This is a genomic window from Roseivirga sp. YIW32 (genome assembly GCF_057219245.1).
On sequence record NZ_JBXVVG010000001.1, the window covers coordinates 150,339 to 171,687 of the forward strand.

The 21,349-nt window shown below is 44.9% G+C and carries 17 protein-coding genes; 8 read left to right on the plus strand and 9 right to left on the minus strand.

Annotated features, from left to right (window positions below; genetic code table 11):
- The first annotated feature begins 196 nt into the window (after positions 1-196).
- The 3 genes from AC2D6U_RS00800 to AC2D6U_RS00810 are packed head-to-tail and all read left to right on the plus strand — an operon-like array spanning position 197 to position 3,570.
- Positions 197-1,699, plus strand: coding sequence for an acyl-CoA carboxylase subunit beta (locus AC2D6U_RS00800; protein WP_484720571.1), 1,503 nt, complete (start codon positions 197-199; stop codon positions 1,697-1,699).
- A gap of 33 nt (positions 1,700-1,732) precedes the next feature.
- Positions 1,733-2,803: a M42 family metallopeptidase gene (locus tag AC2D6U_RS00805; protein WP_484719029.1), complete on the plus strand. Its 1,071-nt coding sequence runs from the start codon at positions 1,733-1,735 to the stop codon at positions 2,801-2,803.
- Positions 2,800-3,570 (plus strand): ABC transporter substrate-binding protein, encoded by a 771-nt coding sequence (locus AC2D6U_RS00810; protein ID WP_484719030.1) that lies wholly within the window; start codon positions 2,800-2,802, stop codon positions 3,568-3,570. The genes AC2D6U_RS00805 and AC2D6U_RS00810 overlap by 4 nt, the downstream gene beginning before the upstream one ends.
- A gap of 75 nt (positions 3,571-3,645) precedes the next feature.
- On the opposite strand, the gene AC2D6U_RS00815 is transcribed toward AC2D6U_RS00810, so the two are convergent.
- From AC2D6U_RS00815 to AC2D6U_RS00850, 8 genes are all read right to left on the minus strand, one after another.
- Positions 3,646-4,152, minus strand: a complete 507-nt coding sequence (locus AC2D6U_RS00815; protein WP_484719031.1) for a DUF1036 domain-containing protein — start codon at positions 4,150-4,152, stop codon at positions 3,646-3,648.
- 140 nt (positions 4,153-4,292) lie between these two features.
- Complete coding sequence (locus tag AC2D6U_RS00820; protein WP_484719032.1) at positions 4,293-4,937, minus strand: GDSL-type esterase/lipase family protein; 645 nt, start codon at positions 4,935-4,937, stop codon at positions 4,293-4,295.
- Positions 4,938-4,957: 20 nt separating this feature from the next.
- A complete protein-coding gene (locus AC2D6U_RS00825; RefSeq protein ID WP_484719033.1) occupies positions 4,958-6,709 on the minus strand; it encodes an ABC transporter ATP-binding protein in 1,752 nt (583 codons plus the stop codon).
- A 61-nt stretch (positions 6,710-6,770) separates the two neighbouring features.
- A complete protein-coding gene (locus AC2D6U_RS00830; protein WP_484719034.1) occupies positions 6,771-7,988 on the minus strand; it encodes a 3-phosphoshikimate 1-carboxyvinyltransferase in 1,218 nt (405 codons plus the stop codon).
- Positions 7,978-9,024 carry a 3-dehydroquinate synthase gene (gene aroB, locus AC2D6U_RS00835; RefSeq protein ID WP_484719035.1) on the minus strand — a complete coding sequence of 349 codons (1,047 nt, stop codon included), beginning with the start codon at positions 9,022-9,024 and terminating at the stop codon, positions 7,978-7,980. Before aroB ends, AC2D6U_RS00830 begins: the two co-directional genes overlap by 11 nt.
- A complete protein-coding gene (locus AC2D6U_RS00840; protein ID WP_484719036.1) occupies positions 9,021-10,115 on the minus strand; it encodes a chorismate mutase in 1,095 nt (364 codons plus the stop codon). The genes aroB and AC2D6U_RS00840 overlap by 4 nt, the downstream gene beginning before the upstream one ends.
- 204 nt (positions 10,116-10,319) lie before the next feature.
- A complete protein-coding gene (locus tag AC2D6U_RS00845) occupies positions 10,320-10,859 on the minus strand; it encodes a prephenate dehydratase (protein WP_484719037.1) in 540 nt (179 codons plus the stop codon).
- Positions 10,852-11,928, minus strand: a complete 1,077-nt coding sequence (locus tag AC2D6U_RS00850) for a chorismate mutase (RefSeq protein WP_484719038.1) — start codon at positions 11,926-11,928, stop codon at positions 10,852-10,854. The genes AC2D6U_RS00845 and AC2D6U_RS00850 overlap by 8 nt, the downstream gene beginning before the upstream one ends.
- A 101-nt stretch (positions 11,929-12,029) precedes the next feature.
- Between AC2D6U_RS00850 and AC2D6U_RS00855 the strand changes: the two genes are divergently transcribed.
- Both AC2D6U_RS00855 and lysS read left to right on the plus strand, forming a co-directional pair.
- A complete protein-coding gene (locus AC2D6U_RS00855; protein ID WP_484719039.1) occupies positions 12,030-13,241 on the plus strand; it encodes a proline dehydrogenase family protein in 1,212 nt (403 codons plus the stop codon).
- A gap of 69 nt (positions 13,242-13,310) precedes the next feature.
- Positions 13,311-15,017, plus strand: a complete 1,707-nt coding sequence (lysS, locus tag AC2D6U_RS00860; RefSeq protein WP_484719040.1) for a lysine--tRNA ligase — start codon at positions 13,311-13,313, stop codon at positions 15,015-15,017.
- 33 nt (positions 15,018-15,050) lie between these two features.
- Here the strand turns inward: lysS and AC2D6U_RS00865 are convergent, their stop codons facing one another.
- Positions 15,051-17,774, minus strand: a complete 2,724-nt coding sequence (locus tag AC2D6U_RS00865; RefSeq protein WP_484719041.1) for a putative LPS assembly protein LptD — start codon at positions 17,772-17,774, stop codon at positions 15,051-15,053.
- 76 nt (positions 17,775-17,850) lie between these two features.
- Between AC2D6U_RS00865 and AC2D6U_RS00870 the strand changes: the two genes are divergently transcribed.
- The 3 genes from AC2D6U_RS00870 (at position 17,851) to AC2D6U_RS00880 (ending at position 21,348) form a co-directional block, all read left to right on the plus strand.
- Complete coding sequence (locus AC2D6U_RS00870; RefSeq protein ID WP_484719042.1) at positions 17,851-18,645, plus strand: N-acetylmuramoyl-L-alanine amidase family protein; 795 nt, start codon at positions 17,851-17,853, stop codon at positions 18,643-18,645.
- On the plus strand, positions 18,645-19,616 hold the full coding sequence (locus AC2D6U_RS00875) for an MlaD family protein (protein WP_484719043.1): 972 nt from the start codon (positions 18,645-18,647) through the stop codon (positions 19,614-19,616). Before AC2D6U_RS00870 ends, AC2D6U_RS00875 begins: the two co-directional genes overlap by 1 nt.
- 103 nt (positions 19,617-19,719) lie before the next feature.
- A complete protein-coding gene (locus tag AC2D6U_RS00880; protein WP_484719044.1) occupies positions 19,720-21,348 on the plus strand; it encodes an acyl-CoA carboxylase subunit beta in 1,629 nt (542 codons plus the stop codon).
- Position 21,349: the final 1 nt, after the last annotated feature.

The window sequence follows — 21,349 nt, forward strand, 5'->3', positions numbered from 1 at the left end:
TCGAATTTAAAGGAATAAGTCGAAAAAACTAATGAAGCTTGCGGCTAAATAAGCCATGGAAACCTCTCTTTTTCGGCGCTTCTATCTATATTTGAAAGCAATCCTTAGGCCTATGAAATCACAACAGAACGGAAACCAAGAGATCAAATTATTATCAAAAAAGGAGAAATATGCCTTACTCTCTGAGAGGCACCAAATGGCAGAACAAGGTGGTGGGGAAGGAAGGATAGCGGCACAACATAAAAAAGGGAAGTTGACTGCCAGGGAGCGAATCGACCTCTTTTTAGACAAAGGATCATTTGAAGAAATCGGGAAATTTGTTGAGCACAGAGCGACGGATTTCGGGCTAGACGAAGAAGTATATTTAGGCGATGGCGTGGTGACGGGCTATGGCACAGTACATGGACGGCTCGTTTATGTCTACTCTCAAGATTTCACGGTCTTCGGTGGGTCATTATCAGAGACGCATGCCGAGAAGATCTGCAAGATCATGGACTTGGCCATGAAAAATGGAGCTCCGGTATTTGGGCTCAACGATTCGGGTGGAGCTAGAATACAAGAAGGTGTCGTTTCCTTAGGTGGGTATGCCGATATCTTCTTCCGCAATACAAGAGCGTCTGGAGTAATTCCTCAAATATCCGCCATCATGGGCCCTTGTGCCGGCGGTGCGGTCTACTCACCTGCCATTACAGATTTTATCTTCATGGTAGAAAATACGTCCTACATGTTTGTGACAGGACCGAATGTGGTGAAGACAGTGACGCAGGAGGATGTCACCTCGGAAGAACTGGGAGGGGCAAGCACGCATAGTGCTAAAAGTGGAGTTACCCATTTTGCGAGCGCAAATGAGGTGCAATGCCTAAAAGACCTCAGAAAACTATTGAGCTATATTCCTCAGAATTGTGAAGAGAAAACACCAAGATTCTCCTATGATCCGTCCGAGGAAACACGGCCTGCATTGAATCATATCATCCCGGATAATCCGAATCAACCATATGACATGCACGATGTGATTGGGAATTTGGTCGACGAGGATTCATTCTTTGAGGTTCATAAACAGTATGCGGATAATATCATCGTTGGTTTTGCTCGAATTGCGGGGAGAAGTATTGGTGTGGTTGGCAATCAACCGGCCTCATTGGCGGGTGTACTTGATATTGATGCCAGTGTGAAGGGTGCGCGTTTTGTTCGCTTTTGTGATTGTTTCAATATCCCCCTATTGATTTTGGAGGATGTGCCTGGCTTTTTACCGGGTACTGATCAGGAGTGGAATGGTATCATCACCAATGGTGCCAAATTGCTTTATGCATTTTCGGAAGCTACTGTTCCTCGAATTACGGTGATCACAAGAAAAGCCTATGGTGGCGCGTACGACGTGATGAATTCAAAACATATTGGAGCTGATCTGAATTATGCTTGGCCGCTGGCGGAGATCGCCGTGATGGGTGCCAAGGGTGCCGCGGAGATCATTTTCAGGAAGGAGATAGCTGCAGCTGAAGACTCGGAAAGTAAGCTTCAGGAAAAAGTAGATGAATACACAGCGAAATTTGCCAACCCCTATGGAGCCGCGAAACGCGGTTACGTTGATGAGGTGATCCGACCAAGCACCACAAGAGAAAAGTTAATCAAAGCATTTAAGATGCTTGAGAATAAAGTAGATCATTTGCCCAAAAAGAAACACGGGAACATCCCGCTTTAATGTTGAAAGGGCAGAACCATAAGTAAACTAAGCATGAATAAAAAGAGCGAAGAATTTCTTCATAAGTACCTTAATAATGCATCACCCACTGGCTTTGAAAGTTCAGGTCAACAGATTTGGCTCGACTACATCAAGCCTTATGTGGACACCCATTTTACGGATAACTACGGAACGGCCGTAGGGGTGATCAATCCGAAGGCCGACTTTAAAGTAGTGATCGAGGCACATGCCGATGAAATTAGTTGGTTTGTAAATTACATCAGTAATGAGGGTTACATCTACGTAGTAAGAAACGGTGGCTCTGATCATCAGATCGCACCTTCTATGCGTGTGAATTTGCATGGTGAGAAAGGGAACGTAAAAGGAATTTTTGGTTGGCCGGCAATTCATGTACGGGACAAGGCGAAAGAAGAAACGCCTACTTTGAAGAATATTTTTATTGATGTAGGAGCCAACTCCAAAGAAGAAGTCTTGGAAATGGGCATTCACGTGGGTACGGTAATTACTTTTGAAGATGAGCTCTTCAAACTCAATGATCGGTACTGGTGTGGAAGAGCGCTCGACAACCGTATTGGTGGCTTCATGATCGCGGAAGTGGCTAGGAAGTTGCACGAGAATGGGCAGAAACTGCCATTTGGTCTTTATGTGGTGAATGCGGTGCAGGAAGAGATCGGGTTGCGTGGAGCTGAAATGATCGCAGCAAAGATCAAACCCGATGTGGCCATCATCACAGACGTTTGTCACGATACACAATCTCCGATGTACGATAAAAAACTTCAAGGAGATCAAAAGGCGGGAGATGGACCTGTCCTGGCATATGGACCTGCTGTGCACAATAACCTATTGAAAATGGTGATCAATGTTGCCGAAAAACAGGACATTCCTTTTCAGCGATTTGCTTCTTCTCGCTCAACTGGAACCGATACGGATGCGTTCGCTTACTCAAATGAAGGAGTTCCCTCCGCATTGATCTCGCTACCGCTAAAGTACATGCACACCACGGTAGAAACAGCACATGAAAAGGATATTCAGCAAGTCATTGAATTGATGCATGCCTTTTTGGTACAATTGAAATCTGGTCAGGATTTCAAGTACCTGCAATGATTGAAAGAATAGATCAAATGAACCGATGCGTTAGGGTTGTAGAGCGACCCCAGCACATTGTTTCTTTGGTTCCTTCTCAGACAGAGCTTTTGGTCGATCTCGGGTTGACAACTGAAATTGTCGGTATCACCAAGTTTTGTATTCATCCCAAGGAGTTCAAAAGACAGACGAATGTCGTGGGAGGGACCAAGGATTTTAAACTTGATAAGATCAGATCGTTAAAACCCGACTTGATCATTGGGAACAAAGAGGAGAATCACAAAGAAGGGATTGAATCCTTGGCTCAAGATTTTCCCGTGTGGATGAGCGATATTAAAAACTTGGCAGATGCGTTGGAGATGATGGAGTTGGTCGGTGAACTAGTGGGTAGACAAGAGGAGGCCGTACGATTGGCCGAGGAGATCTCCGGGAGGTTCAAGGTACTGAAGCGGAAGCCCATAAAGCGCTGTGTTTACTTGATCTGGAACGATCCGATCATCGCTGTTGGGCCGGAAACCTTTATCCACGACATGTTGCAGAAGTCCGGGTTTGAGAACGTGGTGTCCACCCCTCGTTACCCTCAATTGACTAGCGAAATACTCAAGTCATTGAATCCTGAGGTACTTTTGTTGAGCTCAGAACCCTTTCCTTTCCAAGAAAAGCACAGGACCTTTTTTAAGGAGTTAATCCCTGATTGTAAAATTGTACTTGTGGATGGGGAGATGTTCAGTTGGTATGGTTCGCGCTTATTGCATTCCCCCGTTTATTTTAATCAGCTCAAATTCTAAGGGCGAGTAAATCGAAATGAAGGGAATGGAAAATGAGAAAAGATAGGGGCCTCCAGCAGGCCCCCAGTCTAAACGTTACCTAAACACAGCAAATACGTTACATACTTGCTGGTCGTAACACTCCCAAATGTTTTGTTCTTCGAAGTCAACTTTCTTCTTCGAATTTTTAATGGGGTAGGGATGATTACCCAACCACTTCTTTTTTCTGCTTTTTGTAGACTCTGCATAAGAATAATAGGTGGTTTCGGCAGAGAGTCCCATAAGCACTTTTTCTCCGGGGGCAAGAGGAACCATGCCTCGTGTTTGCCAACTGCCGCTTACCGCCTTGTAGCGAATGGCAACCTCAATGGTTTCCGAAGATTTGTTTTCGTAATAGATACGGTATTCTTTATTGACTTTCGCCAACGTTGGAGTAGCTACAGGAAAGACCTCCACCCCATCCATGCTGAATAGGTCATCCGACAATTCAAGTTCTGCCGATTCGAGCGGGGCATATAAGAGCGCTCGCTCCTCTTTCATATCAGAGCGTAACGTCATTACCCCCACGCCCAAGAGCATTGCATATAGGGCTAAGGTCTTCATATGTTTAGGTTACTAAATCAAATATGAATCATCTATATGTAAAATTCAACATACAAACATAAAAAGTTTATTCAATAGGATTCAATAGGCTCAAAATCGTTGATTGGAGAGGGTAGGTGAGGTTTTTTTTATTGAAAAAATTAATTCATCAAAAGTGGTTTGAGTACTTTTATCCAGATGTCGTAGCCTTTTTCATTCATGTGTAGGCCATCTTCGATGAAGAGTTCCTTTCTCAGCATGCCTTCTGGCGTCAGCATGGGTGTCCAAACGTCTGCGAATTGAAGGCCTTGTTGTATGGAGCTCAAAAGGGCTAAGGCAGCATTCAGCTGTTCATATTCTTCTTTCAAGTGCCAGCGGGAGATACTGGGTTTAGGTGAAATGAGTACTATGTGTTCTATTCCTTCTTCTTGCAATTCGAGTACTAGGGTGGTGATGTCATTTATTACCTGAAGAACAGATTTGCCTGAATTCAGGTCATTGTCTCCTTCGTAGATAAATACTTGTTTAGGTTGAAATTGACTGATGAGTTCCTCTTTGTAAAAGATCAGATCGGTTGTTTCGCTACCACCAAAGCCGGTATTGATCACATTATGGTTGGGAAAATAGCGCTTAAAGTTGGTCCAGAGTCTAATGGATGAACTTCCGGTGAATACTATCCGGTCTTTTTGCGGATAATCATCTGCAGTTTGTTCAAACTTCTTGACTTCTTCGGCAAACCGAGTAGGGTCTTGTGCCAAGGCGCTCAGCGCGCATAAGACAAAAACGAGGGTAAAGAGTCTCTTCATCTTGGTGAAGATAAGGAAAATCAGATGCGTGCTTGGTAGGTATACAATTGATAGTATCGGCCTTCTTTTTTAATAAGCTCATCGTGCGTACCTCGTTCTGCGATTTGTCCGTTTTCAACCACTAGAATTTGGTCCGCTTTGCGTATGGTGCTAAGCCTGTGGGCGATCACAAAGGTGGTTCTCCCTTTCATCAGCTCATCTAAACTCTGTTGGATGTAGGTTTCGCTTTCCGTGTCGAGATTGGATGTAGCTTCGTCGAGAATCAGGATTTGTGGATCGGCCAAAACAGCCCTGGCTATGGCGATTCGCTGTCGCTGCCCACCTGAAAGTTTAACTCCTCTTTCACCGATCACTGTGTCCAGTCCTTCTTCAAATCTGTCAGTAAACTCATCGACATACGCTGCTTTTACGGCGGCCATCAGTGCTTCTTGTGACGAATCTGGTCGAGGGAAGAGAATGTTCTCTCGGATGGTTCCTTCAAATAGAAAGTCGTCTTGTAGTACAACACCTAATCGATTGCGGTAACTTTTTAATTTGACAGTAGAAAGGTCCGTGCCATCGACCATTACCTTACCGTCTGTTGGTGTCAAAAATGAAGCAGCTAAGCCGGCAATGGTACTTTTTCCAGAGCCGGAAGTTCCGACAAGAGCGGTTACGCTACCTTTTTTGGCTTGAAACGAAATGTGGTGTAAAACCTCTTTGTTGTGTTCGTAGGCAAAGCTCACGTCTTCAAATACAATGTCGCCATTGATCGCCTGCAGTGTCTCTACTCTGTTTTCATTTTCATCTTCGGTTGGCATTTGCATGATCTCCTCGGTTCGGTCTAAACCGGCAAATGCCTCGGTGATCTGACTGCCAATATTCGACATTTGCACAATGGGTGCGATCAGCAAGGCTAACAGACCAATAAAAGCAAACAGTTCACCTGCTGTCATTTCTCCCTGAATAATGTAATACCCACCGATGCCTAAGATGCCGGTACTGGCAACACCAGCCAACAGGAAAGTCGCAGAGCTTGTCACCAATGCCGATGCCGTCAGGGTTTTCTTCACATTTTCATACAAGGCATCTACGCCGGTCTTGAACGAATCAATTTCTTGCTCTTCCGCGCCAAACCCTTTGATCACGCGAACGCCGTTCAACGTTTCGGTAAGACGACCCGTCACTTCCGCATTCAATTGTCCTCTTTTACGAAATATGGGTCTTAGGTAACCGAAGGCTTTCATGGCGACAAGACCAAAAATGATGACCGGCGCAACAATAAAGGCAGTGAGTTTGGCATTCATGTCGATCAAAAGAATCAGTACAACAACGGCCGTGATGGTACCTCCGATCAATTGGACAAAACCGGTTCCAACCAGGTTTCTTACTCCTTCTACGTCGGTCATGATCCGAGAGACCAAAGCCCCTGATTTTTGGCTATCAAAAAAATTGATGGGCAAGGACAAGATCTTTTTTTGGACTTGTACCCGAAGAACGGCAATCAATTTTTGTGCTTGAACGCTGAGAATTCTAGTCAAGGTAAAAGAACTTGCTGCTTGAATGGTAATGGCGCCAATAATGGCCAATACAACATTCTTGAGCATTTCCATGTCACCATCTACTACTACATCGTCGATCAGAAATTGAGTTGCTTTGGGAAGCACAACGCTGGCTGCACTACGGATGAGAATTAGAATTAAACCAAAAAACAGTAATCCTCTTTTTGGCCAGATGATGGTATTGAATACCTGTCCAATGGTGATGTTGTTGAGTTTTTTCTTTTGAGCCATAATGGGTTAATCTACAAATAACTGAATTGGCGCAGGTTTGATTCCCAAAAAGGAAGAAGATTTAGTTCGTACGCACAGCTGAAGTGATATGCTCCCAAAAACTAGGGTACGATTTATTCACAACGGCCGGGTCTTTGATCTCTAGTGCCTGTCGCGTCGAAATAGGGGCGAAGGCCATGGCCATTCTGTGGTCTTCATAGGTATCTACGGAAATAAGCTTATCTGATGCTTCGTAAGATGACTTGATCTCCCATACGCCTTTCTCTACTTCCTTTAATTTGATCTTGAACTTTTTGAGTTCCCGTTTAAGGGCTTTGATTCGATCTGTTTCTTTGATCCTTAAGCTTTCTAAGCCCGTCATGCGGCATTTGATCTTTTTGATACCGCATACTACCGCCACCGTTTGGGCAAGGTCCGGGCAATCAGAGAAATCGTAGGTAAATTCTTCTTGATGCGGGATTTTAGTCAAGCGCACACCATTCTCTTCAAACGTACTCATCACACCCAGACGGTTCATGATATGTACAATGGCAATATCTCCTTGAAGTGATCTTTGTCGAAGCCCCAATAGTTTCAATTCCGCTTTTTCTGAAAGTGCCACAAAGCTATACCAGTAGCTCGCACCTGACCAGTCGGATTCCACGACATAGGGATAGGAGAGGTAATCTTGTGGTTGAATCTCAATGGTTTTGTTCGTCCATGTGGAATTAATACCAAAAAGCTTCATCATATCCAGCGTCATTTGGATATAGGGGCGGCTACCAATTTTTCCTTTTAAATGGAGTACCAGACCTTCTTTTAATTTAGGAGCGATCATGAGCAATGCGGAAATGTATTGACTGCTTACGTCTCCTTTGATCTTTAATTCGTTTTTCTTTTGTACGTCAAGTGGTGCAATTTCAATAGGAGGGAAACCCTCTTCTCCCAGGTATTTGATTTTGGCACCAAGTTTTCGAAGTGCATCCACCAACAGCTTGATTGGTCGTTTTTGCATCCGATCAGTTCCTGTGAGCGTTGTCCGCTGGTTGTTGAACAAACTGTAGGCAGTCAAAAATCGCATCGTAGTGCCCGCATCGAGCACGTCTAACAAACTCTCTTGGCTTTCGAGCAGGGCTTGCATGGTTTGGGTGTCTCTGGCATTGGACAGGTTATAGATAAACGATTTATTGCCCGAGAGTGCGTTGATAATCAATGCCCGATTGCTTTCTGATTTGGTAGCCTCTAATGGAATTTCAGAGTAGTTCAATACCGGGTGATGATCAAGTCGCTTAGTTTTCAAGACCTTGTTGTTTAGTTACATAAAAGTAGAGGGCATCCAGCACTTGCTTTTCGTCGACAGAAATATCTGGCGTTGCAACCCCAATGCTGTAAAGCAAGGAATGGTTGAGCAAATTATTGGAGTTCTTCTTGTCTTGATACATCCGTTTAATAATGGAGGTGAAATCGTTTTTGGAAATGGCGAGCTCAGGGTAAATACCAAAAAGCGCAGCGCTTATTTCTTCCAGTGCTGATTCGCTAAGGTGAAGAATTTTTTTCGATAAATAGGCTTCGCAGATCATACCGATGGCAATGGCTTCTCCATGCAACAAGTGTGATGATGTGCCCAGGTAATGACTCTCGATGGCGTGCCCTATTGTATGACCAAAATTGAGGACTTTTCGTAGCCCCATTTCCTTGGGGTCTTCTTTGACCACCGCTTCTTTGATTTGGATCGATCGTGCAATGATTGCGTTCCAGTTGTGCTGTTCCAGTCCATTCTCTTGCACGGAATTGAAGTAATCGGCGTCGGCGATCAGACCATGTTTGATCACTTCGGCAAAACCAGATCGAAGTTCTTTTTTGGGTAAGGTTTGTAGGAAGACTGAATCGACAAAAACAGCCTCAGGTTCCTTGAACAGACCAATGTGATTTTTGAATCCATTGAAGTCGATTCCCAATTTACCTCCAACATTAGCGTCGACAGCGGCCAATAGCGTAGTCGGTATGTTGATGAAGGCCAGCCCTCGTTTGTAGGTCGATGCACAAAAGCCCCCCATGTCACCAATCACGCCACCACCGAGGTTGATGAAGAGCGCGTTTCGATTAAAATTGGCTTCGGTGAGTGCAGACCAAATTGTGGTACAGGTCTTCAGTGTTTTATTGACTTCTCCTGATGGGATCTCGATCAGTAAAAAATCTGGCAGTAGGTCAGAGATCAGAGGGAGACAATGTGCCTTTGTGTTTTCATCCACTAAAACAGCCACCTGTCTTGGACCTCTTTTTGCTAAAAAGCCTGGCAGAGAGTTGCTGATGTCATCGATAAAGATCTCACTCATACGGTTTTGGCCATTCCGGGTTCTTTGAGCAGTGCTTCTTGCATTTTCACTGACTCTTCATGGATGGCAAAAAGCAAATTTTTCATGAATTTTTCAGTCATATTTTTCTTCATTCCCGCTTGAATTCTGGATTCAGTCACTTCATGCCACCGGTCAGGTTGAAAAACCGCTAAGTTGTTCTCCTTTTTATAGGTGCCAACTTGTTTGATGACTTGAAAGCGATCAGCCAGCAGTTCGATGATCTGTGTATCCAGCAAATCTACTTTTTGTCTGTACTTCTCAAGTTCTGAGATGACCTCAGGTCTTGCGTCAACGGTTTCCCTGAAAATAAGGCTATCATAAATGATCTTGAGCATTTCGGGCGTGATCTGTTGCTTGGCATCGCTCCAGGCCTTATCCGGATCATGGTGCGTTTCTATCATTAAACCATCTAAGCCAAAATTGATCGCGCGCTGACTGACGGAGGCAATGATCTCACGTGTTCCACAAATATGGCTCGGGTCGCAAATCACGGATAAGCCAGGGATCAGCTCTTTCATCTTGATGGGTAAGCTCCATTCGGGCTTGTTGCGGTATCGTTTCTCGTAAGGGTCTGAAAAACCGCGGTGAATGCCGGCGACTTTTTTGATACCTACTTTGTTCAATCGCTCGAAAGCACCCAGCCATAATTGCAGGTCTGGATTGATCGGGTTTTTGACCATGACAGGGGTGTCTGTCCCCTTTAATGCCTCACAGATCTCTTGGACTGAAAAGGGGTTGACCGTTGTTCGAGCTCCTATCCATAGCACCTCGATTCCAGCTTTCAGCGCCTCTTCAACATGCTGTGCATTGGCTACTTCAACGGTTACAGGTACCTTCAGAATTTCTCTGGCGATCTCGAGCCATCCCAAGGCTTCGTTTCCGGCTCCCTCAAAAGATCCCGGTCTTGTTCTGGGTTTCCAGACGCCGGCTCGAAAGAGTTCAATTGGGCTTCCTTTTAACCCTTTCGCGATGTGTTCAATTTGTTCTGGGCTTTCAGCGCTGCAAGGGCCGGCGATCAATACATGTTCCGATAAACTTAATCCCCAATCTTTGATGTCAATAATATCCATGGTTTCTGCAATAAAAAAGCCCGACTCTTGCGAACCGGGCTTTGAATGAAATTCAATATCTTATCAGCAACGGTTCACTTTCGGTGAGTTGTCATAGTAAAAGAAGTAAAAGTAATTCGTTGCTTTTTTGTTCATACACTAAACGTATGGACTTAATTCAGAATTCAAAAATTTTATCTTGGAAAATTTAGTAAAACGATTGCGTTATTTTTTGATGAAAGTAAAGGTCGTCTGATTGTTTGGTTCGTCTTGGATGTTTTTGGCTACGTTCAAGAGTTGGTAATGAGCGAGCGCTTCTTGTCCGGCAATGACCGCGGCATCGCGTTCATTGTGATTGAGTAACTCTTCTATGGCGGCTGCTGTGCTGCTGGTGGAAATGAACGTAATGTGGCTGTATTTGCGGAAAAAACGACATGTTTCCTTGATCGCCATGGGGTGTGAATAGATTTTCTTGATGCGATCCAGTGTACGGGGGAACCGGCTGCCAACTTGCAACTGTATTGGCAAGGTGAAGGAGTCGATGATGGAATGACCTTCTGATGAAATGCGCTCGGCATTTCGTTCGATAAGGCCTGAGCTTGAATTTTCTGTAGCCACTAAGGCATGTGTGATTTTACCTTCTCGCAGAGCTTCGAAGATCTCGGTGAAGGAATCAAAGTAATGGGCCGCATAATGCGGCAAGAACTTAGCTCTTGCAATATCATGGAAGGTATACTCCGGTCCTAAAAGGCCTAAATCACCCATTGGCTTTGGTCGTTGCTTCGCGTTCAAATATTTCTGTTTGTTTTTTGACGGATTGCTGATGCAAAAGGCGCAGTAACTCCATCACAAACGATTCATCTAACTGATGATCTTTGGCCATTTCAATTCTGCTTTTGAAGATTTCTTTCCATCGGCTGATCTGAAAAATAGCTACGTTATTCTCTTTTTTAATTTCGCCAATATGCGTGACCAGGTCCATTCTTTTGGCAATGGCTTGGAGTAATTCAAGGTCTGCTTGATCGATTTGATCGCGTATGATCTCTAACTGATCAACAAAGGTTTTTTCAGAAAAGCCCGATTGCCTAAAGGTCAAGTGGTCAAGAATCTGACACAAGTTCTCCGGTGTAACCTGCTGTTTGGCATCACTCAAGGCCTCATCAGGGTTTACGTGGGTCTCGATCATCAAACCATCGTAAGCCAAGTCCAATGCTTTTTGAGAAATGCTGGCGATCATGGAGCGATCACCTCCGATATGGCTAGGATCGCAAAGCAGCGGTAGCGATGGGAACTCGCTTTTAAGATCGAGCGGAATTTGCCAAAGCGGTACGTTTCGGAAAGAGGTTTTTTGGTAGCTATGAAACCCACGGTGTATGGCTCCCAATCCATGCACGTCATTCGAAGCAAAGCGTTCGATAGCCCCCTTCCAGAGGGCGAGTTCAGGATGAATGGGATTCTTGACCAAGACGGGTAAGGAAGTGCCTTTTAAGGCTTCAGCTAATTCACTGACCAAAAAAGGGTTGACCGTTGTGCGAGCACCGATCCAGACCAGATCCACCTTATGCTTTAAGGCCAATTCCACATGCTCGGGTGTCCCTACTTCAGTGGCAAATTTGAAATCGTGTGACGCCTTGAGATTGTTGATCCAAACCAAGCCTTTTTCACCAACACCTTCAAAATGTCCGGGTCGCGTTCTTGGTTTCCAAATGCCTGCTCTGACATATGCTACGCGATCTAGGATTGGCAGAATGCTCTGTTTAAGTTGTTCTTCGGATTCTGCGCTGCAAGGGCCAGCGATCAGAAATGGCTCGTTTCGCTCCTTAATCCAGTTCAACTTATTTTGGTCTAACGTCATATTATTTGTATCCTCCAACCGCATAACAAATGTACGAGACTTAGAGTTTGTTGCTATATTTGCCCGGTTTAATTCAGCCTATGGAACTTAAAAAGTTTGTTGATTTTGATGAGCTTGAAATCGCTTTCAGAGCTAAGAAAGACGAAGAATTAAAAAAGCGTCATTTCTTGTTTAGTACCATGAAGTACCCTTGGGTGGTGAAGTTGGGGACCAACCTGACCAAATTCGCTTTGTGGGCCAATTTGCCCGTAAAAGGCTTGATCAAAGGCACTATTTTTAACGTGTTCTGTGGTGGTGAAACCTTGGATGGCTGCCAGCGAAGTTCGAACGAATTGGCAGCATTCGGTATCGGGGCGATTTTCGATTATTCTGTTGAAGGTGAAAAATCTGAGCAAGCTTTTGACGAAACAGCGCAAGAAATCCTGCGGACGATCGAGCGTGCAAGCCAAATGAATTTCATACGCTTTTCAGCATTCAAAATGACAGGTTTAGCCTCTTTTGATTTGCTAGCAAAGATTCATGCAGACAAGCCGTTAACCGAAGAGGAGCAACAGGCATGGGAGCGGGTAAAGATGCGGGTAGAAAGCATCTGTTCGTTAGCCTACCAAAAGGAAGTCTCCGTTTTGATCGATGCGGAGGAAACTTGGATCCAAGGCCCCATTGACGAGCTTACGCTTGACATGATGAACAAATACAACCGAGAAACGGCTGTGGTTTTTTACACCTTCCAGATGTACTGCAAGAGCATGCTGGAAAAGCTCCACATGCTTCATCAGGATGCAATAGAAAAAGGGTACCGTTTAGGAGCTAAGCTTGTCAGGGGAGCGTACATGGAAAAAGAAGCTGAGCGTGCTGAAAAAATGGGATATGACAATCCGATCCAACCCAATAAGGAAGCCACAGATAGGGATTACAATGCCGCCATGAAATATTGCATCGATAATATTCGTGAGATCGGACTCTTTTCTGGTACGCACAATGAAAAGTCGAACTACTTGTTGACGCATTATCTTGAGGAAGCAGGAATGAAGTCAAACGATCAGCGGGTCTTTTTTGCGCAGCTGTATGGCATGAGCGATCATATTTCGTTCAACCTAGCAAATAAGGGATATAACGTGATCAAGTATGTGCCTTATGGCCCGCTGAAGGCGACTATACCGTATTTGATACGTAGGGCACAAGAAAATACCTCAGTAAAAGGCCAAAGCACTAGAGAGCTCTCCTTACTTACGAGTGAACTCAAAAGAAGAAAAGCGGCCAAGAAAGAACTGGGGCATCAGGATAAATTCTAAACATATACTCACCTAATTCATTTAATCTATTCGATTAATTATCTTTGCGCCCCTTAAAAACCGCGTGCTATGCAAAACTTGAGCGAACAGGAAATTCAAAGAAGACAAGAGAAGGAAGAGTTAGAAAACTTGGGCATCAATCCCTATCCTTCAGAAACCTACGAAGTGACTCATTTTGCAAAGGGCATTAAGAAAGGTTTTGACAACGAGCCCGAGGGTTACCAAGAAGTAACACTTGCCGGCCGTTTGATGAGTAGGCGCATCATGGGTTCGGCCTCCTTTGCCGAATTGCAGGATTCAACAGGAAGAATTCAGATTTATGTAGCGCGTGATGAGGTCAGTCCTTCCGATGACAAAACCTTATACAATACAGTTTTTAAGAAGATCCTGAGCATTGGTGATTTTATTGGCATCAAAGGCTTTGTGTTCAAAACGAAGGTTGGTGAAACTTCTGTCCATGTCAAAGAATTGGTGGTATTGTCTAAATCACTCAAGCCACTGCCCTTACCAAAAACCGATGCAGAAGGTGTTGTTCATGATGCGTTTACCGATCCGGAACAACGCTATCGGCAACGTTATGTAGACTTGGTGGTGAATCCACATGTCAAAGATGCCTTCGTTAAGCGAACCCAGTTGGTGAATTCTATGCGAAACTTCCTGGCCGAAAAGGGCTATTTGGAGGTAGAAACACCAATTTTGCAACCTTTATACGGTGGTGCAGCAGCACGTCCATTCAAGACACATCACAATACGCTGGACATGACGCTGTATTTGCGGATCGCTAATGAGCTATACTTGAAGCGTTTGATCGTTGGTGGTTTTGATGGGGTCTTTGAGTTCTCTAAAGACTTCAGAAACGAAGGGATGTCGCGTTTCCACAACCCAGAATTCACTCAGGTGGAATTGTACGTGGCCTACAAAGACTACAATTGGATGATGGATCTCGTGGAAGCCATGGTCGAAAAAGTAGCCCTTGATCTGCATGGAAAGACAGAAGTTCAAGTGGGTCAACACCTGATCAATTTCCAGAGACCTTGGAAGCGTTTCACCATGTTTGAGGCCATTGAGCATTTTACGGGGGTAGACATTTCAGCAATGGACGAGCAAGCGCTACGCGCGACCGCCAAAGAGCTGAAGGTGGACATAGACGATTCTATGGGTAAAGGGAAGTTGATCGATGAGATCTTTGGTGAGCACTGCGAGCCGAAGCTGATCCAGCCAACATTCATCACGGATTATCCTGTTGAGATGTCACCGCTGGCTAAAAAACACAGAGAGAAAGAAGGATTGGTCGAGCGATTCGAAGCCATTTGTAACGGGAAAGAGATCTGTAATGCATTCTCTGAGCTGAACGATCCGATCGACCAACGTGCTCGTTTTCAGGAGCAGTTAGAGCTTGGCAAACGAGGCGATGACGAGGCAATGGTATTGGATGAAGACTTCTTAAGAGCGCTCGAATACGGTATGCCGCCAACAGCTGGGCTGGGAGTGGGCATCGACAGATTGTCCATGATCATGACGAATTCCAATTCGATTCAAGATGTGCTCTTCTTCCCTCAAATGAAGCCGGAAAAGAAAGTAACAATCGAATTATCAGAAGAAGGAAAAGAAGTACTAGAGCTAATCAAGACTGCAGGTCGAGCTGATCTATCGGGCATCAAAGATAAAGCTGGTTTATCAAACAAAAAGTGGGATAAGGCCATAAAAGAACTTACCCGTAATGGGCTGGCAAAAGTTGAGAAAACTGAAGAAGGCCTTTTCGTGGAAGCGAAGTAATTCATTCGAATCCTTTCCTTTTCTAGCAAATCCTTAGAAGCTGTTATCGAACTGACTTCTTCTTCGACTCAGCTTAAGGTCTTTGAGGGCGGAGGCTTTGATCTGAATGTCGATGCTGTAAGAAGTAAAAGCACCAAAGGGAATCCAGTTTGCCCGCATCTCCCAGCAGCCAAGATCTCTATAAACTCCAACGGAGGTTTGTGTGAAGGCTTTGGCCTCAATATCGAAACCCGTATTGAAGGTAATGTCCCATTTTGGAGTAAGTGCCAATTGACCGAAAGCTTTCACGGCTTGTCGGATCGTTGGGCCAGCATTTGGGTTCCATGAATAGCTGAAATCGTAACTCATTCTTAGGTTCCAGGGTATGTTGATGTCAACGTAGGCATTGGGATCGTAAAAATAAGCGGGCATGGTTCGACTCAGTTCGCCCCCTTCATTGAGGTTACCAAATTCGCCCGGTCCTTCATTCACAAAACCACTGCCCAGATCCGTCGGACTGCGGGCCAAGTTTCCTTGAGGAGGGGCTGAAGCATTAGGGTTCAAGTTGGTGCTTAAGGAGGCTCTCGCCTGGGTGATTCGCCCAATGCCCTGGTTGGCATTCCAGGCAAAGATATTTCTTCTTACGAGTTGATCTCCGTCACTATCTCGCTGCAAATAACTGTAGGGGTCTAAGGTAGCCCCTAGGTTTACACTCACCTTTCGGTCGAATAAATTCGTTCTTAAGTTCAAGTTGATCAGGGACAGGTTAAAAGAGTCGGCCAAAAAGTTGTAGCCGCCACCAAAAGAGAAATTGTCAATGAGGGCTACCTTTTTTGAGCTCGCGGTGTCGCTTCGAACTTTCATTTCAAGTTTGTTACTGACCTGAAAGCTGAGTGCCGCAGATTCACCCAGCTGAGGCGACCCATATAAAAAGCCATCATAGATAGATACGCGACGCGTATTCCCTAGGCTATCAATTTGAACATCTTGGTAATAACCAAAACGTTCCTGACCGTAATTGGGACGATAACTGAAACTCGCTCCTGGTGTAATGATGTGTCTAATGGCTTCTGTTTTGGCGTAGGGATTCCTTTTGTTGTAGATCCCGTAGAGTTGAGTACCCAAGGTAACACTGGCACTCATGGTTCCTGCTCGACTAAACCCTTGCAGTGTATCGATCCTTACGGCATTCTCTGTCGGGTCCCAGGTATGGTTTAACTCCCTCAGGTACCAGATCTCTTCCAAATTGATCGACGGTGTTAGGTTGAGGTTTTGCAGCAGGGGAAACGAAGTAGAGATGGGTATGCGCATGCGAGCACCGTTCTGTGCATTATCCAGTAATTCTCCGATGGTGTTGATGCCTACTGTAATCGTATCGGATTGATTGGTGCTTCCCACTACATTGAACCCTGCTGAAGGGGGGCGAACCAAGTTGGTAATGCGATTGGATACGGCAAAATCCCAGCCAATGCTGAGCTTTTTCATCAGTTCCGTACGGCTACTCTTCAGGGGAAAGATCCTACGCATGTTGATGGAAAAATCGGGTAAGGAAATATCAATGACATTGGTTTGAATGTTTTGGCTATGTCGGGCAGCCAAGGAATAGCTGAACGGAGTTCTTGGAATACTGCCGCTGTAGTTGATGTTCGATCGGAACTCTGAACGGATATTGTTTTGAAAGCTATTGGTACCCAGGTTATTTTGATTGTAGGTACTCGTTCCTGCCTGGAGCGATGCAGAAAATCGGGAATTTCGCCCAAGGGACTCCGGTCGATGCGACCAACTGACCCAGAAATCCTTTGAATTAAGTGGAACTTCGTCGTATTCGGGCGTAATGTTTCGGTTATAGCTAATGTCGAATGAACCGCTGAAGCTGTAGCGCTTTTTGTACACATTACGAGCCCTTACGGCCCAGCTGCCCTTTGAAAAGAAATCGGCGGTAAAGGCGGAATGCAGTTGGTCGCTCCATACCTGATACCAACCACCATCCCGTAAAAAGAGCCCTCTTCGTTGTTCGTCACCCCATTTTGGAAATAGAATTCCCGAAGTTGCCTGCTGCGTATCAGGAAAATAACCAAAAGGTAAACCAAGAGGGGTAGGGATTCCTCCTACATAAAGAAGGAAGGGACCGGTAATAACAGCAGACCCCGGGATGATCTTGATCTTTTTTGCCCTGATGTAAGTGCTCGCATCCGGATTATCTAAACAGGGGGTGTATTTGCCATCTTTGATGTACGCACTGTTGTCAGGATTTCGTTTGACGACAGAACCCCTTAGAAAACCGTCGGGTTGTTGAGCAGCTACACCAATGATGCGTGCGCGTTGCGTTTCGAAATTATAGCGGATCTCCTCAGTTTCAAAGACATCCTGACCATCCTGAAAAATGGGCCTTCCAACCCATGCACCGGTTGTGTCTTGAACTCCAATGGCCCTGACTTCGTTAGTCCTTCTATCGATGGTGATTTCTGCTGCGGATAGTTTGATCCGGCCATATTCGATGTAGGCGTTACCATATAAATAGGTAGTATTGGTGGTCACATCGGTAATGATGGAATCTTCGGCAAAGTATTTGACAGTAGTTTCGAAGTTACCAGTTGGGACTTGAGTGGTATCGCTTCCATTGAGTGTACTATCGTTTAAGGCCCTGGTGAGCTGTAAAGAGTCCCTTGGTATGGGTTGCAGCGGAATGGTGTCTGTTTTTAAACCAAGTTCTTGTCCTATTAAGTGATAGGCTATGGAAAATAGAAATAGAAAGAGTATGGTTTTTCTAGAAAACACGCGTTTTTTCGCTTTATCGAAAATTTTCGGACTTTTGCACAAAGTTATTTTAATAAGCCGTTTCATTAACAAACCTGTGAAGATTTATCTATTCATCATCTTATTGGCATTTTTAACCTTCTTTAACTCAATAGAAGGGGTTGCCCAGGAAACTAGTGCGAAAAAGTACAAAGTAGTGCTTGATGCAGGACATGGTGGTAAAGACCATGGAACCAGCGGTAAGCGACTGAAGGAGAAGGACTTGGTATTAAGTGTTACCATGAGAGTGGGCAAGTATTTGGAGAGCATGACGGATAACATTGAAGTGCTTTATATTCGAAAAAAGGATGAGTATAGTCATCCCAAGGTCCGTGCCAACTTTGCCAATGAAAAAGAGGCTGATCTTTATGTTTCCATTCATGCCAATGCCATGCCGAAAGGATATGAAAACATTTACGGTACGGAAACCTATGTGATGGGGACGAAGAATGAAGGGAGAAACTTCGAAGTGGCAAAGCGAGAGAATTCGGTGATTTTGCTCGAAGAGAACTACGAGGAGATCTATCAAGGCTTTGATCCAAATTCTCCAGAGGTGAACATCATGTTTGAGATCATGCAGGAGGCCTATCAGGAAAATAGTGTCTTTTTGGCCCAAACATTAGAAGATCAATTTGCTAAGCGTGCAGGAAGAACAAGTCGAGGGGTGAAGCAGTCGAGCCTATGGGTGTTATGGAATACGGCCATGCCGAGTGTACTGATCGAGATCGGCTATTTATCAAATCCGAAAGAAGAGCGAGAACTTTCTACGGATAAGGTGCAGGACTACATTGCTTCTGCTATTTTTAGGTCTATTCGAGACTATTTTGAATATTTGGATTCAATAAAGGATTAGTGGCAAGAACAAAAGAGTTTAAGGTCGGTCTGTTTGTGGTAGTAACCACAGTAGCGCTTTATTTAGGTTTCAATTACCTGAGAGGCCTAGATGTGTTCTCTCCACTCAATACCTATTACGTAAATTATCAAAACGTTTCCGGGCTCAACAAAGGGGCGAGAGTGATTCTCAATGGGCTCGATGTTGGAAATGTAGTCGAACGCAAGTTCAGCTCGCTCGATTACGACGAGGTGGTGGTGACCTTAGCGATCGATAAAACCATCGTGCTGAATGACAGTACGGAAGCCATGCTGGCCAAACCGGATCTACTTGGTGGAGTAGAGGTGCGGTTGATCATGCGTCCCGGAGGTAGCAAATTCTTGGCATCGGGTGACACCTTACTTGGTGGAGTGGACAAGGGCATTAGCGAACTTTTGGCAGAGGAAGGGTTGAGCGCAGCGAATGAGCTTTCTTCTCTTGTGAATAAGATCAATACGGTACTGGAACCTTTTGCCGATAAAGCCGATACCATTGCCCTGGCCATAGATAATTTCAAAACACTTTCAGATCATCTGATCGTCATGACGGATGAGGCACAAATGACCTTGGAACAGGTTCGATTGAAGATCGATTACGTCACCGACTCACTCGTCGTAGCGATGGGAGGGGTGAAACCACTACTAGAGGAGTACACAGCCTTAGGAGAGAAATTGAATGCGGTAGATATCGAATCGAGGTTGCAGCGCATAGACACGGTGTTGCTCGGTACGCAAGAGTTCTTGGGCAAACTCAACTCTAATGAAGGCACACTAGGCAAGCTGATGTCAGATGATTCTTTGTATAACAGCATAAACCTGGCGCTTTCTGACCTGGATAGCCTTTTGGTCGACTTCCGTTACAATCCCAAACGATACGTCAACGTCTCTGTTTTTGGTAAAAAATACGTTCCGCCGGCAGACGGGCGTAAAAAAGCAACCAAGAAGAAAAACTAGCTGCCATACACAAAATCTATCTTTGTATAGTGCGGTAATGGGTCTAAATTAGGCGCAAGTAAACTAGCTAGAATTGCCATTTTTTTGGCACAAATAACACCTAATGGATATTGAATTCAATAAAAATGATGATGCCAATCGTCAGTTGGTCTATGCGTTAAAAAGCAAACTGAAGAAAGTAGCTTTAGGAGGAGGTGAAAAGAAGATTGAAAAGCAACATCAAAAAGGAAAACTTACCGCCAGAGAGCGGATCAGCTACCTCATCGACGATCCATCTGACTTTTTGGAAATAGCCGCTTTTGCCGGTGAAGGCATGTACGAAGCCTATGGAGGTTGTCCTTCGGGTGGAGTGGTGACCGGCATCGGAAAGATCAAAGGAAGGAGCTGCGTTATCGTGGCCAACGATGCGACCGTGAAAGCAGGGGCTTGGTTTCCAATTACGGCAAAAAAGAACCTCAGAGCTCAGGAGGTGGCCATGGAAAATCGATTGCCCATTGTCTATTTAGTCGATAGCGCTGGTGTTTTTCTACCCATGCAAGATGAGATTTTCCCTGACAAAGAGCACTTTGGTCGTCAGTTTAGAAATAATGCCAAGATGTCTTCTATGGGCATTATCCAAATTGCTGCGATCATGGGGAGCTGTGTTGCTGGAGGAGCGTATTTGCCCATCATGTCCGATGAAGCGGCTATTGTAGATAAAACCGGATCGATCTTTTTAGCGGGTTCCTACTTAGTAAAAGCCGCAATTGGTGAGGATATCGATAACGAAACTCTTGGAGGAGCAACCACACAAAGTGAAATTTCGGGAGTAACAGACAATAAATTCCCCAACGACCAGGCCTGTCTCGAATACATCAAAAATGTATTTGATAAGATCGGTGCGTTCGAGCGAGCAGGATTCGATAAAAAGGAGGCAAAGCCGCCAAAAGAAAAGGTAGAAGATCTGTATGGCTTGCTGCCCAATGACCGGGTGAAGCCTTACGATGTTCGGGAGATCATCAAACGATTAGTCGATGATTCCGAATTTGATGAGTACAAAGAGAAATATGGACAAACCATTGTCTGTGGCTATGCGCGTATAGAAGGTTGGGCTGTTGGCATCGTCGCCAATCAGCGCTTGGTTGTCAAGTCTAAGAAAGGAGAAATGCAGATGGGAGGAGTGATCTATTCCGATTCTGCCGATAAGTCTGCCCGCTTTATCATGAACTGCAACCAGCGAAAGATTCCCTTGGTATTTTTACAAGATGTCAGTGGGTTTATGGTAGGTAGCCGTGCAGAACATGGAGGCATTATTAAGGACGGTGCTAAAATGGTCAATGCCATGGCAAATTCTGTGGTGCCTAAGTTCACGATCGTGACAGGCAACTCTTTTGGTGCCGGTAATTACGCGATGTGCGGCAAAGCCTATGACCCTCGATTGATCTACGCATGGCCTACGGCTCAAATGGCCGTGATGTCTGGCGGTTCTGCGGCCAAAACACTTTTACAGATCAAAGTGTCAACCTTGAAAGCCCAAGGAAAGGAGATCACGAAAGAGGAAGAAACCAAGCTATTGGATGAGATCAAGCAACAATACGAAGAGCAAATGTCTCCGTACTATGCCGCTTCCCGCTTATGGGTGGATGGCATTATCGATCCAATGGAAACAAGAAAAGTGATTGCCACCGGAATTGAAACGGCCGATCACGCCCCTATCACCGAGCAGTTTAACGTAGGTGTTATTCAAACCTAAT